The 15,892-nt window shown below is 67.1% G+C and carries 11 protein-coding genes and 1 pseudogene; 6 read left to right on the forward strand and 6 right to left on the reverse strand.

Going from position 1 to position 15,892, the window contains the following annotated elements:
• Positions 1-89: 89 nt before the first annotated feature.
• The 6 genes and pseudogenes from ubiA to recG form a co-directional block, all read right to left on the reverse strand.
• Complete coding sequence (gene ubiA / locus BX604_RS04195; protein ID WP_098549709.1) at positions 90-962, reverse strand: 4-hydroxybenzoate octaprenyltransferase; 873 nt, start codon at positions 960-962, stop codon at positions 90-92.
• Between the two features lie 178 nt (positions 963-1,140).
• Positions 1,141-1,391 (reverse strand): annotated as a pseudogene (locus tag BX604_RS04200) (Dps family protein); the annotation flags it as partial.
• Between the two features lie 110 nt (positions 1,392-1,501).
• The gene (locus tag BX604_RS38895; RefSeq protein ID WP_175778199.1) at positions 1,502-1,666 is read right to left on the reverse strand and encodes a hypothetical protein; all 165 of its coding nucleotides are present in this window, start codon (positions 1,664-1,666) and stop codon (positions 1,502-1,504) included.
• A gap of 99 nt (positions 1,667-1,765) precedes the next feature.
• Positions 1,766-3,952: a catalase/peroxidase HPI gene (gene katG, locus BX604_RS04205; protein WP_098549710.1), complete on the reverse strand. Its 2,187-nt coding sequence runs from the start codon at positions 3,950-3,952 to the stop codon at positions 1,766-1,768.
• Positions 3,953-4,493: 541 nt separating this feature from the next.
• On the reverse strand, positions 4,494-5,453 hold the full coding sequence (locus BX604_RS04215) for a hydrogen peroxide-inducible genes activator (protein ID WP_098549712.1): 960 nt from the start codon (positions 5,451-5,453) through the stop codon (positions 4,494-4,496).
• Positions 5,454-5,579: 126 nt separating this feature from the next.
• Positions 5,580-7,943: an ATP-dependent DNA helicase RecG gene (gene recG / locus BX604_RS04220; protein WP_098549713.1), complete on the reverse strand. Its 2,364-nt coding sequence runs from the start codon at positions 7,941-7,943 to the stop codon at positions 5,580-5,582.
• Positions 7,944-8,110: 167 nt separating this feature from the next.
• On the opposite strand from recG, the gene queA reads away from it, so the two are divergent.
• The 6 genes from queA (at position 8,111) to BX604_RS04250 (ending at position 15,883) form a co-directional block, all read left to right on the forward strand.
• Positions 8,111-9,178 carry a tRNA preQ1(34) S-adenosylmethionine ribosyltransferase-isomerase QueA gene (gene queA / locus BX604_RS04225; protein WP_098549714.1) on the forward strand — a complete coding sequence of 356 codons (1,068 nt, stop codon included), beginning with the start codon at positions 8,111-8,113 and terminating at the stop codon, positions 9,176-9,178.
• Between the two features lie 142 nt (positions 9,179-9,320).
• Complete coding sequence (tgt, locus tag BX604_RS04230; protein ID WP_098549715.1) at positions 9,321-10,508, forward strand: tRNA guanosine(34) transglycosylase Tgt; 1,188 nt, start codon at positions 9,321-9,323, stop codon at positions 10,506-10,508.
• Positions 10,509-10,748: 240 nt separating this feature from the next.
• Entirely contained in the window at positions 10,749-11,072 is a 324-nt protein-coding gene (gene yajC, locus BX604_RS04235; RefSeq protein WP_098549716.1) for a preprotein translocase subunit YajC, read from the forward strand.
• Positions 11,073-11,178: 106 nt separating this feature from the next.
• The gene (gene secD, locus BX604_RS04240) at positions 11,179-13,200 is read left to right on the forward strand and encodes a protein translocase subunit SecD (RefSeq protein ID WP_098549717.1); all 2,022 of its coding nucleotides are present in this window, start codon (positions 11,179-11,181) and stop codon (positions 13,198-13,200) included.
• Positions 13,201-13,218: 18 nt separating this feature from the next.
• Positions 13,219-14,169 carry a protein translocase subunit SecF gene (secF, locus tag BX604_RS04245; RefSeq protein WP_098549718.1) on the forward strand — a complete coding sequence of 317 codons (951 nt, stop codon included), beginning with the start codon at positions 13,219-13,221 and terminating at the stop codon, positions 14,167-14,169.
• Between the two features lie 160 nt (positions 14,170-14,329).
• Entirely contained in the window at positions 14,330-15,883 is a 1,554-nt protein-coding gene (locus BX604_RS04250; RefSeq protein WP_179894780.1) for a S41 family peptidase, read from the forward strand.
• Positions 15,884-15,892 lie beyond the last annotated feature (9 nt).

The following is a 15,892-nucleotide window of genomic DNA, read 5'->3' on the forward strand; positions in this document are numbered from 1 at the left end:
CGTGCGCCGGGTTTGCCCGGCAGCGGCAACAAAAAAAGCGGCCCACGGCCGCTTTTCTTGTTGGCTGCGCGCGCCAGCGCGCGACCGCGTCAGTTGCCCGCCATGCCCGCCAGCAGGTAATGCGCGGCGATCCCCGCGAACAGCACGCCGCCGAGCCAGTTGTTGTGCCGGAACGCCGCGAAGCACGGCATCCGCTCGCGGTCCTTGATCAGCGTGTAGTGATACAGCGCGCAACCGACCGCCGCGGCCCAGCCGGCCCAGTATGCGAGCCCGAAGCCGAGCGTCACGCCGATCCACACGTAGATGCCGAGCGTCACCGCGTAGCAGGCCATCACGGCCACGACGTCGAAACGGCCGAACGTCAGCGCGGACGTGCGAATGCCGATCTTGATGTCGTCGTCGCGATCGACCATCGCGTATTCGGTGTCGTACGCGACCGACCAGAAGATGTTCGCGATCAGCATCACCCAGGCCAGCGTGGGCACCGTGTCCTGCACGGCCGCGAACGCCATCGGGATGCCGAAGCCGAACGCGATGCCGAGATACGCCTGCGGAATCGCGAAGAAGCGCTTCATGAACGGATACGAGCCGGCGACGAACAGCGCGACCACCGACAACTCTTTCGTCAGCGTATTGAGGGGCAGGATCAGCAGGAACGCGATGAACGACAGCACCACCGCGATCGCGACGGCTTCCCATGCGCGGATCTTGCCCGACGTCAGCGGCCGGTCGGCCGTGCGCTTCACGTGGCGGTCGAACTCGCGGTCGGCGTAGTCGTTCATCGCGCAGCCGGCCGAGCGCATCAGCAGCGTGCCGAGCGCGAAGATCACGAGCAGCGGCCAGCGCGGATGGCCGTCCGACGCGATCCACAGTGCGTTGAGCGTCGGCCACAGCAGCAGCAGGCTGCCGATCGGCTTGTCCATCCGGACGAGCCGCAGGTACAGGGGAAAGCGGGCAAGCATGGCGAAGCACCGGGAAGATAACCCCGGCATTTTAGAGCCGAGCGGCGGTTCGCGTCATGTCGACGCGGCTCGGGCCCGGTCGCCGACCAGCCCGCATGCGCTGCCGGCGGCCCCGTCGGGCCCCTGGAAACCGCCGCGCGCAGGCCGGCGGCAGTATGGGGCGATCAAGGGACAGATCTGCCGCGACGCCGAGCGTGCGAATGCGCTCCGCCACCAGATCGACCGCGAGCCACAGTTCGTTGTACTGCCCTTCGAACATCCGGTGCAGCATGTTGAACATCGGACCCGTGACGTCCCAGTGAAAATTGTGGGTTTTCAGGTACAGCGAAACGTATCGGCCAGCAGGCGCGACAGGCCGTCCGCGATCTTCTTGCGGTCCTTGTCGCTGATGCCGATGTTGATCTGCGTTGCGTTGCCTTTCTTGGCCATCTTCGGGACGCCTCATTCGACATGTCGAACCGGCGAAAATGCGTCGAGCAATCCGCGTGCCGCGTCGCGCGGCATGCGTTCGCGACTTGCCAGTCCTGGCGCCGCCTCGCTTAACCGCCGGACAGCGGCGCAATCGCATGCAGCGCCTGCGCGACCAGCTCCGCGGCGCCGCCGATGACGATCGCGAAACCGACGATGCGCCGTGCAAGTTCGCCCGGCGATCGCAGGATGGGCGCCGCGGCTGCGGCACGCATGTTCAGCATCATTTGCGTCATGGTCGTCACTCCTTCAACGAAACAGTGGAAGAAAAAACGGCCGGTCGTCCGATCGGCCGTTTCACGTTACTACGTGACTGCACTACCGCATCGCGACGTTCACGCGAGGTCGAAGCGGTCGAGGTTCATCACCTTGTTCCAGGCCGCGACGAAATCGCGCACGAACTTCTCGTTCGCGTCCGCGCTGCCGTACACCTCGGCAAGCGCACGCAGCTGCGAGTGCGAGCCGAAGATCAGGTCGACACGCGTGCCGGTCCACTTCACCTGACCCGTCGCGCGGTCGCGCCCCTCGAACACGTCGTTCGCGGCCGACGCCGGCTTCCACTCCGTGCCCATGTCGAGCAGGTTCACGAAGAAGTCGTTGGTCAGCGCACCCGGACGATCGGTGAACACGCCATGCTTCGAATCGCCGACGTTCGCACCGAGCACACGCAGGCCACCGACGAGCACCGTCAGCTCCGGCCCGTTCAGCGTCAGCAACTGAGCCTTGTCGACCAGCAGCGCTTCGGCCGGCGTCTTGTACGCATGCTTCAGGTAGTTGCGGAAACCGTCCGCCACCGGCTCCAGCACGGCCATCGCCTCGACGTCGGTCTGCTCCTGCGACGCGTCCGTCCGGCCTGCCGCGAACGGCACCGTCACCGCAACGCCCGCGCTCTTGGCCGCCTGTTCGACACCGGCCGCACCGGCCAGCACGATCAGGTCGGCGAGCGACACCTTCTTGCCGCCCGTCTGCGCGTCGTTGAACGCCTTCTGCACGCCTTCGAGCGTCTGGAGCACCGTCGCGAGCGCAGCCGGCTGGTTCACTTCCCAGTCCTTCTGCGGCGCGAGGCGGATGCGCGCACCGTTCGCGCCGCCGCGCTTGTCCGAACCGCGAAACGTCGAGGCCGACGCCCATGCGGTCGACACGAGCTGCGACACGGTCAGCCCCGTCGCGAGAACCTGCGCCTTCAGCGCCGCGACGTCTGCGTCATCGATCAGCTTGTGATCGACGGCCGGGACCGGGTCTTGCCACAGCAGATGCTCGGCCGGCACTTCCGGGCCGAGATAGCGCGCACGCGGCCCCATGTCGCGGTGCGTGAGCTTGAACCAGGCGCGTGCGAACGCGTCGGCGAACTCGGTCGGGTTCTCGTAGAAGCGGCGCGAGATCTTCTCGTAGGCCGGATCGAATCGCAGCGACAGGTCGGTCGTCAGCATCGTCGGGCGGTGCTTCTTCGACGCATCGAACGCGTCCGGAATCACGTCGTCGGCGCCCTTCGCGACCCACTGGTGCGCACCGGCCGGGCTCTTCGTCAGTTCCCATTCGTAGCTGAACAGGTGCGTGAAGAAGTCGTTGCTCCACTTCGTCGGCGTCGACGTCCACGTAACTTCGAGGCCACTCGTGATCGCGTCCTTGCCCTTGCCCGTGCCAAACGTGCTCTTCCAGCCCAGCCCCTGCGCTTCCAGGCCTGCGGCTTCCGGCTCGGGGCCGACGTTCGATGCCGGGCCGGCGCCGTGCGTCTTGCCGAACGTATGACCGCCGGCGATCAGTGCGACCGTCTCTTCGTCGTTCATCGCCATCCGCGCGAACGTCTCGCGAATGTCGTGCGCGGCGGCGACCGGATCGGGGTTGCCGTCCGGGCCTTCCGGGTTCACGTAGATGAGGCCCATCTGTACGGCCGCGAGCGGGTTTTCGAGGTCACGCTTGCCCGAGTAGCGGCTGTTCGGGCCGCCGCTCAGTTCCAGCCAGATCTTTTCCGAGCCCCAGTAGACGTCGTCCGGTTCCCACGTGTCGACGCGGCCCCCCGCGTAACCGAAGGTCTTGAAGCCCATCGATTCGAGCGCGACGTTGCCGGTCAGGATCAGCAGGTCGGCCCACGAGATGTTGCGGCCGTACTTCTGCTTGATCGGCCACAGCAGCCGGCGCGCCTTGTCGAGGCTCACGTTGTCCGGCCAGCTGTTGAGCGGCGCGAAGCGCTGTTGCCCGCCGCCCGCGCCGCCGCGGCCGTCGGCGATCCGGTACGTGCCGGCGCTATGCCATGCCATGCGGACGAACAGGCCGCCGTAGTGGCCGAAGTCGGCCGGCCACCAGTCCTGCGACGTCGTCATCAGTGCCTGCAGATCGCGCTTCACCGCCGCGAGGTCGAGCTTCTTGAACGCCTCGGCGTAGTCGAAATCCTTGTCCATCGGGTCGGACAACGCCGAGTGCCGGTGCAGGATGTTCAGGTTCAGCTGATTCGGCCACCAGTCCTTGTTCGACGTGCCGCCGGCCGCCGTGTGGTTGAACGGACATTTCGATTCGGTCGACATGCTTTTTCTCCTTTACTTGCTCGTAGGCCCCCACGTGCCGGGCGCGGTCCGTGGAGCATTGCGGGGGGGGTGAAACGGAACAGGTTGGTCCTGTCGGGCTACGGGGTGTCGGGCGCGGCCTTCGGTGCGGGTTTCGTGACGTCGGACATGCAAGGCTCCCTCATGGCTGGACAGCAGGTGAATCGGGGGAACACGGCACCGGCGTGCGGCGGCGCTCATCCGCCATACGCACGATCCGCCAGGTACGCGAATGCAATCGGGCGCAGGCTGCGGGCCGCGGCCCTGGCTCGATTTACGACCTCGTCGCGCGACGGGATGTTCCGCTGCGCGTGCTGCAATACCGATCGCATCATGACATCCTCCTTTGACGCTTGCATCCAGTGTGCAGATCGCGCGTCGCTGCGACGCCGATCCATGAAGAAGATTCTATTTTCATCTATCGAATATTTGAATTTGATTAATTTTATCTATGCGATAGGAAAAAATAAACGGGGTCGCAAGACCCCGTTCATCGGCCGGTATCGGCATGCGCCGCGCGTGGTCAGTTCATCGTTGCCGGCATGTCGAGCTTCGCGACGCCCGGCAAATCGCAGGCGGCGATCGCCTCGCTGATCGCGTCGATCGCCGGCATCCGCGTGAAGCTCTTGCGCCACACCAGCACGACACGGCGATCGGGCACCGGTTCGTTGAACGGCACGTACGACAGCAGCTCGGCATCGGGGCCGTTCGCGCGCGGGCCGACCTCGGCGACCGACATGCGCGGCAGCACCGTGATGCCGACGCCGCTCGCGACCATGTGGCGAATCGTCTCGAGCGACGAGCCTTCGAAGGTCTTCTGGATGCCGTCGGCCGTCTGCGAGAAGCGCATCAGCTCCGGGCACACGCCGAGCACGTGATCGCGGAAGCAGTGGCCGTTGCCGAGCAGCAGCATGGTTTCCTGCTTCAGATCCTCGGCGTCGATCTCTTCGCGCTTCTCCCACGGGTGCCCTGCCGGCAGCGCGACGACGAACGGCTCGTCGTACAGCGGCCGCACCATCAGGCCGGTTTCGGGGAACGGCAGCGCCATGATCGCGGCGTCGATCTCGCCCTGCTTCAGCAGTTCGAGCAGCTTCAGCGTGTAGTTCTCCTGCAGCATCAACGGCATCTGCGGCACACGCTGGATCATCTGCTTGACGAGCGTCGGCAGCAGGTACGGCCCGATCGTATAGATCACGCCGAGACGGAACGGGCCGACGAGCGGGTCCTTGCCCTGCTTCGCAATCTCCTTGATCGCGAAGGTCTGCTCGAGCACGCGCTGCGCCTGGGTGACGATCTGGTCGCCGATCGGCGTCACGCTCACCTCGCTCGCGCCGCGCTCGAAAATCTGCACGTTGAGCTCGTCTTCCAGCTTCTTGATCGCCACCGACAGCGTCGGCTGGCTCACGAAGCATGCTTCGGCCGCGCGGCCGAAATGCCGCTCGCGCGCGACCGCGACGATGTATTTCAATTCAGTCAGCGTCATTGTGGGTCAATCAGGGATATACAGGCGATAGGTTTAATTTATACACCTACTGACACCGGTTCGCCAAGTTTCTCTGCATCGAGATACGCGCGCCGGCGGTTCGGCATCCGACCCTGAATGGGCGAATCAGGCCTTCAGATACTGCTCGCGCGCGCCGAGCCAGCGTGCGAGATGCTGCGTGACGATGTCGGGATACGCGTCAATCAGCCGCGACGCGGCGTCGCGCGCCGGGTCGATCAGCCAGCCATCGGTTTCGAGGTTCGCGAAACGCAGCATCGCCGCGCCCGACTGGCGCGCGCCCAGGAACTCGCCGGGGCCGCGGATTTCGAGGTCGCGCCGCGCGATCTCGAAGCCGTCGGTCGTCTCGCGCATCGTCTTCAGCCGTTCGCGGCCCGTGAGCGACAGCGGACCGGTGTACAGCAGCACGCACACCGACGCCGCGGTGCCGCGCCCGACACGGCCGCGCAACTGGTGCAGCTGCGCGAGGCCGAAGCGCTCCGCGTGCTCGATCACCATCAGCGACGCGTTCGGCACGTCGACGCCGACTTCGATCACGGTCGTCGCAACCAGCAGCTGGACCTCGTTGCGCGTGAACGCTTCCATCACGGCCGCCTTGTCGGCCGGCGACAAGCGGCCGTGCACGAGGCCGACCTTCAATTCGGGCAGCGTGGTGGCCAGCGTCTCGTAGGTCTCGACGGCGGTCTGCAACTGCAGCGTCTCGCTCTCCTCGATCAGCGGGCACACCCAGTACACCTGACGGCCGGTCAACGCGGCTTCGCGCACGCGGGCGATCACCTCTTCGCGCCGCGCGTCGCCGACGAGGCGCGTCAGCACCGGCGTGCGGCCCGGCGGCAGCTCGTCGATCGTCGACACCTCGAGATCCGCGTAATACGTCATCGCGAGCGTGCGCGGAATCGGCGTGGCCGACATCATCAGCTGGTGCGGCTGGAAGTCGCGTGCGCCGTTGGCCGCGTTCGCCGCCTTCGCGCGCAGCGCAAGACGCTGCTCGACGCCGAAACGGTGCTGCTCGTCGACGATCACGAGGCCGAGCCGCGCGAATTCGACGGTGTCCTGGATGATCGCGTGCGTGCCGATCACGAGCTGCGCGGTGCCGAGCGCCGCGGCCTCGATCGCCGCGCGCTTGTCCTTCGCCTTCAGGCTGCCCGCGAGCCACGCGACCGTCACGCCGAGCGGTTCGAGCCACGCGCGCAGCTTGCGCGCATGCTGCTCCGCGAGGATTTCGGTCGGCGCCATCAGCGCAGCCTGGTAGCCGGCATCGATCGCCTGCGTGGCGGCCAGCGCCGCGACGACCGTCTTGCCGCTGCCGACGTCGCCCTGCAGCAGCCGCTGCATCGGGTGCGCGAGCGTGAGGTCGTGCGCGATCTCGTCGACGACGCGCGCCTGCGCGCCCGTCAGCGTGAACGGCAACGCCGCGTAGAGGCGCGTGGTGAGCGCCTCGGCGTCGTTCGCGGTGCGGCGCGGCATCGCGGGCGCGGCGCGGGTGCGGCGCTCCTCGTGGGCGCGCTTGAGCGACAGCTGCTGCGCGAGCAGCTCCTCGAACTTGATGCGGGTCCAGGCCGGATGCGAGCCGTCCATCAGTGCGGCTTCGTCCGAATCGACACCGGGGTGATGCAGGATCCGCACGGCCTGTTCGAGCGACGGCACGCCGAGCGGCTTCAGGTAGTCGCGCACGATCTCGGGCGGCAGCAGCTCGGGCAGCGGCGTGCGCTCGACCGCATTCTCGATCGCCTTGCGCAGATACGCCTGCGACACGCCCGCCGTGCTCGGATAGACGGGCGTGAGCACCTGCGGCAACGGCGCATCGGCTTCGACCACGCGCACCGCCGGATGCACCATCTCCATCCCGAAGAAGCCGCCGCGCACGTCGCCACGCACGCGCAGCCGCTGGCCGACGGCCATTTGCTTGACCTGCGAGCCGTAGAAATTCAGGAAACGCAGCACGAGATGCTCGCCGTCGTCGTCCTGGATCTTCACGACGAGCTGGCGGCGCGGCCGGTACGCGACCTCGTTGTCGAACACGACGCCTTCGGCCTGCGCGATGCCGCCGGGCAACAGTTCGCCGATCGGCGTGAGCGTGGTTTCGTCCTCGTAGCGCATCGGCAGATGCAGCACGAGATCAATCGAGCGCGTGAGGCCGAGCTTCGCGAGCTTGTCGACGGTCTTCACCGGTTTGTCGGCGGCCGGCTTCTTCTTGCGTTTCGTGCCGGATCCGCCGGACGCGTCGGCGTCGGCTTCGTCGCTGCCCGCGCCCGGTTCGACGCCGGGCGCGGCGGCCGCCGGCTGCGCGAGCCGCCCGTCGGCGCCGCGCTTCGGGCCGGCGCGACGCGACGCCGCACCGCGTTCCGCGGAACCGCGCTCCAAGGAACCGCGCTCCCCCGCGCTTCGCGCGGGTGGTGCGGCATCCTCCGCGTCGAACGGATCGGCGGAATCGGTAACGGCGGCAGTGGAACGGCGTGGTGACACAGGCATCGGATCGTCTGGGTGCTTCGCAAGGCAAGTACAATAGCGGCTTTCACGTCGTCCGAACGAACGACGCCGGCCAGGCCGCGCATCCCGCCATCATAGCGGCTCGCGCGCCCCATTTACGCGTTTCCGCCCTGTCGGCGGCGCCCGCCGGCCGTTTCGAACCAGCCCGCATGTTCACGCTTTCCGATTTCGATTTCAATCTGCCGCCCGAGCTGATTGCGCAAACCGCGCTGCCCGATCGCACCGCAAGCCGCCTGCTCGAGGTGGATCGCACCGTCGAGCCCGCTCGCCTCGTCGACCGCCGGTTCGCCGAGCTGCCGTCGTGCATCTCGCCCGGCGACCTGCTCGTCTTCAACGATACCAAGGTGCTGAAGGCCCGCTTCTTCGGCCAGAAGGCCAGCGGCGGCAAGATCGAGGTGCTGATCGAGCGCGTGACCGGCACGCACACGGCGCTCGCGCAAATCCGCGCGAGCAAGTCGCCCGGCGCCGGCACGACGCTGCGCCTCGCCGATGCGTTCGACGTGACGGTCGGCGAGCGCGTCGAGCCGTTCTTCACGCTGCACTTCCCCGAGCCGTGCCTCACGCTGATCGAGCAGTACGGCCGCCTGCCGCTGCCGCCGTACATCGAGCACGACGCCGACGCGAACGACGAGACGCGCTACCAGACGGTGTATGCGAGCAACCCCGGCGCGGTCGCCGCGCCCACGGCCGGACTGCATTTCGACCAGCCGCTGCTGGCGAAGCTCGACGCGATGGGTGTCGAGCGCGCGACGCTCACGCTGCACGTTGGCGCCGGCACGTTCCAGCCGGTGCGCGTCGAGAACATCGCCGAGCACCGGATGCACAGCGAGTGGTACGACCTGCCGCAGTCGCTCGTCGACAAGATCGCCGCGACCCGTGCGCGCGGCGGCAACGTGATTGCGGTCGGCACGACGTCGATGCGCGCGCTCGAAGCCGCGGCGCGCAGCGCCGACGAAGCGGGCCGCCCGCTCGCGGCGACCCAGGCCGAGACCGACATCTTCATCACCCCCGGCTACCGTTTCCGCGTGGTCGACCGGCTCGTCACGAACTTCCACCTGCCGAAGTCGACGCTGCTGATGCTGGTGTCCGCGTTCGCGGGCGTCGAGACGATCCGCGCCGCCTACCAGCACGCGATCGACGAACGCTACCGCTTCTTCAGCTACGGCGACGCGATGCTGCTCACGCGACGCGACACGCCGGAAGCACCGGGCGCGTAAGCGCGCACGCGGGGCCGTTCGCGGTGCCGCACCCCGTCGCGCACCACGCCGGTGCGCACCCGTTTTTTTCACCGCCGCCGGTCGCCCGGCGGCGTTTCCAACATGCGCCGGACTGTTTTCCGGTAGCAAGGAGAATGACACGATGACCGAAGGTTCATCCCACGCTACGCACGCCCCCGAGCAGGACCGCCCCGCCAACGGGCTCGAATTCGAACTGCTGACGACCGACGGCCATGCGCGCCGCGGCCGCGTGAAGCTCAACCACGGCGTGGTCGAAACACCGATCTTCATGCCGGTCGGCACGTACGGCACCGTGAAGGCGATCCAGCCGCGCGAGCTGCACGAGATCAAGGCCCAGATCATCCTCGGCAACACGTTCCACCTGTGGCTGCGCCCGGGCCTCGACACGATCGACGCGCACGGCGGGCTGCACGGCTTCATGGGCTGGAACAAGCCGATCCTGACCGACTCGGGCGGCTTTCAGGTGTTCTCGCTCGGCGACCTGCGCAAGATCACCGAGGACGGCGTCACGTTCGCGTCGCCGATCAACGGCGACAAGCTGTTCCTGTCCCCCGAAGTGTCGATGCAGATCCAGAAGGTGCTGAACTCCGACATCGTGATGCAGTTCGACGAATGCACGCCGTATGCCACCAACGGCGTGCCGACGACGCACAAGGAAGCGGCCGACTCGATGCGCATGTCGCTGCGTTGGGCGAAGCGCTCGCTCGACGAGTTCGACCGGCTCGGCAACCCGAACGCACTGTTCGGGATCGTCCAGGGCGGGATGTTCGAGGACCTGCGCGACGAATCGCTCGCGGGCCTGTCGGAACTCGGCTTCCACGGCCTCGCGATCGGCGGGCTGTCGGTCGGCGAGCCGAAGGAAGACATGATGCGCGTGCTGCGGCACGTCGGCCCGAAGCTGCCGGCCAACAAGCCGCACTACCTGATGGGCGTCGGCACGCCGGAGGACCTGGTCGAGGGCGTCGCGAACGGCATCGACATGTTCGACTGCGTGATGCCGACCCGCAATGCGCGCAACGGCTGGCTGTTCACGCGCTTCGGCGACGTGAAGATCCGCAACGCGACGCACAAGAACTCGCTGAAGCCGCTCGATTCCACCTGCAGCTGCTACACGTGCCAGAACTTCTCGCGCGGCTACCTGCACCACCTGCACCGCGTCGGCGAAATCCTCGGCGCGCAGCTCAACACGATCCACAACCTGCACTACTACCTGCAGTTGATGAACGAAATCCGCGACGCGATCGAAACCCATACGTTCGACGCGTTCCGTCAGCGCTTCGCGGAGGATCGCGCGAGAGGGGTCGACTGACGGGCCGGCTGCCCGCGGCTCGCGCGGCGGCCCGTTACGTAGGACGCGTACTAAATAATGCGTTCCACGTGCCGGTTACGACCGCCAAATATTACAATCGCCTTTCTAAACGCGTCGCGACGGTGCCGGTTCGCGCTTTAACAGCTTGATCCGAAAGCGCATTTGCCACGCCGTTTGCACATGGGGCCGGTGGTAGAATAACCGGCTTATTTTTCGATCTTCCCCTACGGAGAGACCAACGTGCCGTTCATTTCCAATGCCTTCGCGCAAGGTGCCGGTGGCGCCGAATCGAGCCTGATGAGCTTCCTGCCGCTCATCCTGATGTTCGCGGTGCTGTACTTCATCATGATTCGTCCGCAGATGAAGCGCCAGAAGGAACACCGCAACATGCTGTCGGCCATGGCGAAGGGCGACGAAGTCGTCACGAGCGGCGGCCTCGTCGGCAAGGTGACGAAGGTCACCGAAGGCTACATCGGCGTCGAAATCGCCCAAGGCACCGAAATCACCGTGCAGAAGTCTGCTGTCACGACCATTCTGCCGAAGGGCACGATCAAGTCGCTGTAAGGCTTTCACCGAGCGTCCGGCTCCCCGCGCCGTGCCTGCCTGAGAGAGCAGGCCGTCGCGGCGCCGGACGCGACGCTTTCACGCCAACCACCCGTTCGGCCCCCTCATGAATCGTTATCCACTCTGGAAATATGTCGTGATGGTCGTGGCGCTCGCCATCGGCTTTCTGTACACATTGCCCAACTTCTTCGGCGAAGCGCCGGCGGTGCAGGTGTCGAGCGGCAAGGCCACGGTCAAGCTCGACTCGACCACGCTGACCCAGGTCGAATCCGCCCTCGCCTCCGCGCAAATCCAGCCGGACGACATCACGTTCGAGAACACCGCGTCCAACGCGAACATCCGCGTGCGCGTGAAGGACACCGATACGCAGATGCGCGTCAAGGATCTGCTGCAGAAGTCGCTGAACGCCGACCCGAACGATCCGCAGTACGTCGTCGCACTGAACCTGCAGAGCGCGTCGCCGCGCTGGCTGACCGCACTGCACGCGCTGCCGATGTATCTCGGCCTCGACCTGCGCGGCGGTGTGCACTTCCTGCTCCAGGTCGACATGACGGGCGCGCTCACGAAGAAGCTCGACTCCGACGCGTCCGACGCCCGCACGCTGCTGCGTGACAAGAATATCCGCGACGGTGGCGTGAGCCGCGTCGACCAGTCCGTCGTCGTCAACTTCAGCGACGCGCAAACGGCAGACGACGCCCGCAAGGTGCTCGCCGCATCGGTCACCGAACTCCAGTGGGCGACGCAGCCCGGCGGCGGCGGCACGCAAGTCGTCGGCACGTTCACGCCGGCCGTGCAGAAGGCCGTCGAAGACGCCGCGCTCAAGCAGAACCTGACGACGCTCCACAACCGCGTGAACGAACTCGGCGTGTCCGAGCCGATCCTGCAGCAGCAAGGCAACGACCGCATCGTCGTCGAACTGCCGGGCGTGCAGGACACCGCGAAGGCGAAGGACATCATCGGCCGCACGGCAACGCTCGAAGCGCGCCTCGCCGACCCGCTCAACACGCACCCGAACCCGAACGACCCGGTGCCGCCGGGCGACGAGCTGTTCACGCAGGGCAACCAGGTGCCCGTGCTGCTGAAGAAGGACGTGATCTTCACCGGCGACCGCATCATCGATGCGTCGGCCGGCTTCGACGAACACCAGCGTCCGTCGGTCAACATCCGCCTCGACTCGGCCGGTGGCCGCGCCGTGCGCTCGGTGTCGCGCGACAACATCGGCAAGCCGATGGCGATGGTGCTGTTCGAGAAGGGCAAGGGCGAAGTGCTGACGGTCGCGACGATCCAGTCGGAACTCGGCGACCGCTTCCAGATCACGGGCCAGCCGACGCCGCAGGCCGCCGCCGACCTCGCGCTGCTGCTGCGCGCCGGTTCGCTCGCCGCCCCGATGGACATCATCGAGGAACGCACGATCGGCCCGAGCCTCGGCGCGGACAACATCAAGATGGGCGTCCATTCGGTGATCTGGGGCTTCTGCGCGATCGCCGTGTTCATGATCGCGTACTACATGCTGTTCGGCGTGGTCTCGGTGATCGGCCTGTCGGTGAACCTGCTGCTGCTCGTCGCGGTGCTGTCGCTGATGCAGGCGACGCTGACGCTGCCGGGTATCGCGGCAATCGCACTCGCGCTCGGTATGGCGATCGACTCGAACGTGCTGATCAACGAGCGCGTGCGTGAAGAACTGCGCGCCGGCCAGCCGCCGCAGCTCGCGATCCAGGCCGGCTACGCGCATGCGTGGGCGACGATTCTCGACTCGAACGTCACGACGCTGATCGCCGGCCTCGCGCTGCTCGCATTCGGCTCGGGCCCGGTTCGCGCGTTCGCGATCGTGCACTGCCTCGGTATCCTGACGTCGATGTTCTCCGCTGTGTTCTTCTCGCGCGGGATCATCAACCTCTGGTACGGCGGCCGCAAGAAGCTGAAGTCGCTCGCGATCGGCCAGGTGTGGAAGCCGGAAGGCGCCACGGCCGGCGCATCGTTCGCCGCGGCGGACGAATCGACCGACACGGCACGCGCCGCGAAGCTCGCCGCGCCCGCGAAGGGCAACGCAGCGCGCGCCGGCAAGCCGCAGCTGCGCAACCGCGCGCAGCAAGGCGTGTCGCCGAAGAAACCGGGCTCGACCCAATAAGGCCCCGGAGAAGAAGCCATGGAATTTTTCCGCATCCGTAAAGACATTCCGTTCATGCGGCACGCGCTGGTGTTCAACGTGATCTCGCTGGTCACGTTCCTCGCCGCCGTGTTCTTCCTGTTCCACCGCGGGCTGCACCTGTCCGTCGAATTCACCGGCGGTACGGTGATCGAGGTGCAGTACCCGCAAGCCGCACAGCTCGAACCCGTGCGCGATACGCTCGGCAAGCTCGGCTACGCCGATGCGCAGGTGCAGAGCTTCGGCACGTCGCGCAACGTGCTGATCCGCCTGCAGCTGAAGCAGGGCCTGACGTCCGCGCAGCAGAGCGACCAGGTGATGAGCGCGCTGAAGGCGCAGAGCCCGGACGTCTCGCTGCAGCGTGTCGAGTTCGTCGGCCCGCAGGTCGGCAAGGAGCTCGCGACCGACGGCCTGCTCGCGCTCGCGTGCGTCGTGATCGGCATCGTCATCTACCTGTCGTTCCGCTTCGAATGGAAGTACGCGGTCGCCGGCGTGATCGCCAACCTGCACGACGTCGTGATCATTCTCGGCTTCTTCGCGTTCTTCCAGTGGGAGTTCTCGCTGGCGGTGCTCGCGGCGGTGCTTGCGGTGCTCGGCTACTCGGTCAACGAGTCGGTCGTCATCTTCGACCGGATCCGCGAAACGTTCCGCCGCGAACGCAAGATGAACGTGCAGGAAGTGATCAACCACGCGATCACGACCACGATGTCGCGTACGATCATCACGCACACGTCGACCGAAATGATGGTGCTGTCGATGTTCTTCTTCGGCGGCCCGACGCTGCACTACTTCGCACTCGCGCTGACGGTCGGCATCATGTTCGGTATCTACTCGTCGGTGTTCGTCGCGGGCTCGCTCGCGATGTGGCTCGGCATCAAGCGCGAAGACCTGTTGAAGGAAAAGAAGGCCGCGCACGATCCGGACGATCCGAACGCGGGCGCGCAGGTTTAAGCGCCGCGCCGTTTCGACGGATACCCGAAGGCCGGTCCCGCGTGGACCGGCTTTTTTTCATGCGCGCGCCGCGGCCGGCCGCCCCCGGCGCGACGGCACGGGCCGTCGGCTACAATCGGGTGACCATCCCGCCCCGCCACCCGTCAAAGCCGCGGTCCTCATGATGCCTGCCACGCGTGTCGTTCGTCGCATCGTCGCCTGGAGCACCGGTGCCGCCGCAGCGGCCGCGTTCGTTGCATGCGCATCGGCCGCCCGCGCGCAATCCGCGTCCGCCGCCACCACCACCCTGCCCCCCGCGTCCCCGCCTGCTGCCGCGTCGCAACCGTCACCCTGCCCGCCCGACTGGGAACCGCAGCTCTGCGAACTGAAGGCTGCCGTCGAAGTGCTGAAGAAGCAGCACCTGACCGACGTCGACATCGGCGCGTTGCTCAACGCCACCGTGCACGACGGGATCAAGACCCTGCCGTACGCGCGCTTCTTCAACGCGAAGGAGCGCCAGCAACAGCTCGACGACGAGCGCCGCGCACGCGACGGCACGCCGGGCATCGGCATCGTGTTCGAAACACGGCCCGACGGACTGCACATCATCGACGTGATCCCCGATGCGCCGGCCGAGCAGGCCGGTGTGCGGCCCGACGATCTCGTCGTCGCGATGAACGGCCAGAGCGTGGTCGGGATCGACAGCAGCGACGTCGTGAAACTCGCGAAGGGCGATGCGGGCGTGCCACTGAAGCTCACGGTCCGGCGCGGTCCGGACGCTGCCATGCTGACCTTCACGCCGGTGCGCGCGATCGTCCGGCCGCATCCGGCGACCGCGAAACGGCTCGACGGCGACATCCTCTATACGCGACTGTCGAGCTTCCCGGAACCCGCGGTCGGCAGCTACATCGACGCGGTACAGGCCGCGCGCCGCACGGGGCCGCCGGTGAAAGGCGTGATCCTCGACCTGCGCATCAACGGCGGCGGCGCGCTGAATGCGGCGATCGGCATCACCGCGCTGTTCGCCGGACGCGACCGCACCGCGATGGTGACGCTCGAACGCGACGGGACGAAACGCCGCCGCTTCACGACCAACTGGCCCGACTACGAACTGCCGGTGATGCACGGCCAGGATCCGCTCGCGCCGCTGCAGGCCGACGACTGGTGGCATACCGTGCCGCTCGTCGTGCTCGTCGACGGCCAGAGCGCATCGGCGGCCGAAGCGACCGCGGCAGCACTGAAGGATCTCGGCCGCGCGCGGCTGCTCGGGATGCCGACCTACGGGAAGGGGTTGGCGCAGACGGGCGTCGACTTGATCGACGGCACGCGGCTCAATTTCACGTTCGCGCGCAACCTGCGGCCGAACGGCTGCCCGATGGACGGCTACGGCGTCGTACCGGACTGGCTCGTGCCGCCGCGCCGCGACTCGGACGTCGACGGCGTGCTGCTGTGGTATCGGGAAGTCGATCTTGCCCGCGCGCCGTATGCGGACCGGCTGGCGCCCGATCCGTTCGCACAGGTACGCACCGCGCGGCAGAAGCTGCGCGACGCGCGCGCACGCGCGAAGGTCGATACGTCGAAGAGCGCGGCGTTGCCGCAACGCGCGTTCGGCACGGCCGCCGACTGGCAGTTGCGGCAGGCGCTCGATGCGCTCGCCGGCCGGCCCGTGCAAACCATCGACCCGCCCGCGCAACTGATGCCGGCGCGGCCGGTCTGCGAGCGCGACGACGGCTGACGCGCCGCC

Source organism: Burkholderia sp. JKS000303 (assembly GCF_002563755.1).
In the GTDB taxonomy this organism is placed as follows: domain Bacteria; phylum Pseudomonadota; class Gammaproteobacteria; order Burkholderiales; family Burkholderiaceae; genus Burkholderia; species Burkholderia anthina_B.

Coding starts and splice junctions, on each gene's coding strand:
- ubiA (WP_098549709.1), bottom strand. CDS start 962: ATGCTTGCCCGCTTTCCCCTGTACCTGCGGCTCGTCCGGATGGACAAG.
- BX604_RS38895 (WP_175778199.1), bottom strand. CDS start 1,666: ATGACGCAAATGATGCTGAACATGCGTGCCGCAGCCGCGGCGCCCATC.
- katG (WP_098549710.1), bottom strand. CDS start 3,952: ATGTCGACCGAATCGAAATGTCCGTTCAACCACACGGCGGCCGGCGGC.
- BX604_RS04215 (WP_098549712.1), bottom strand. CDS start 5,453: ATGACGCTGACTGAATTGAAATACATCGTCGCGGTCGCGCGCGAGCGG.
- recG (WP_098549713.1), bottom strand. CDS start 7,943: ATGCCTGTGTCACCACGCCGTTCCACTGCCGCCGTTACCGATTCCGCC.
- queA (WP_098549714.1), top strand. CDS start 8,111: ATGTTCACGCTTTCCGATTTCGATTTCAATCTGCCGCCCGAGCTGATT.
- tgt (WP_098549715.1), top strand. CDS start 9,321: ATGACCGAAGGTTCATCCCACGCTACGCACGCCCCCGAGCAGGACCGC.
- secD (WP_098549717.1), top strand. CDS start 11,179: ATGAATCGTTATCCACTCTGGAAATATGTCGTGATGGTCGTGGCGCTC.
- secF (WP_098549718.1), top strand. CDS start 13,219: ATGGAATTTTTCCGCATCCGTAAAGACATTCCGTTCATGCGGCACGCG.
- BX604_RS04250 (WP_179894780.1), top strand. CDS start 14,330: ATGATGCCTGCCACGCGTGTCGTTCGTCGCATCGTCGCCTGGAGCACC.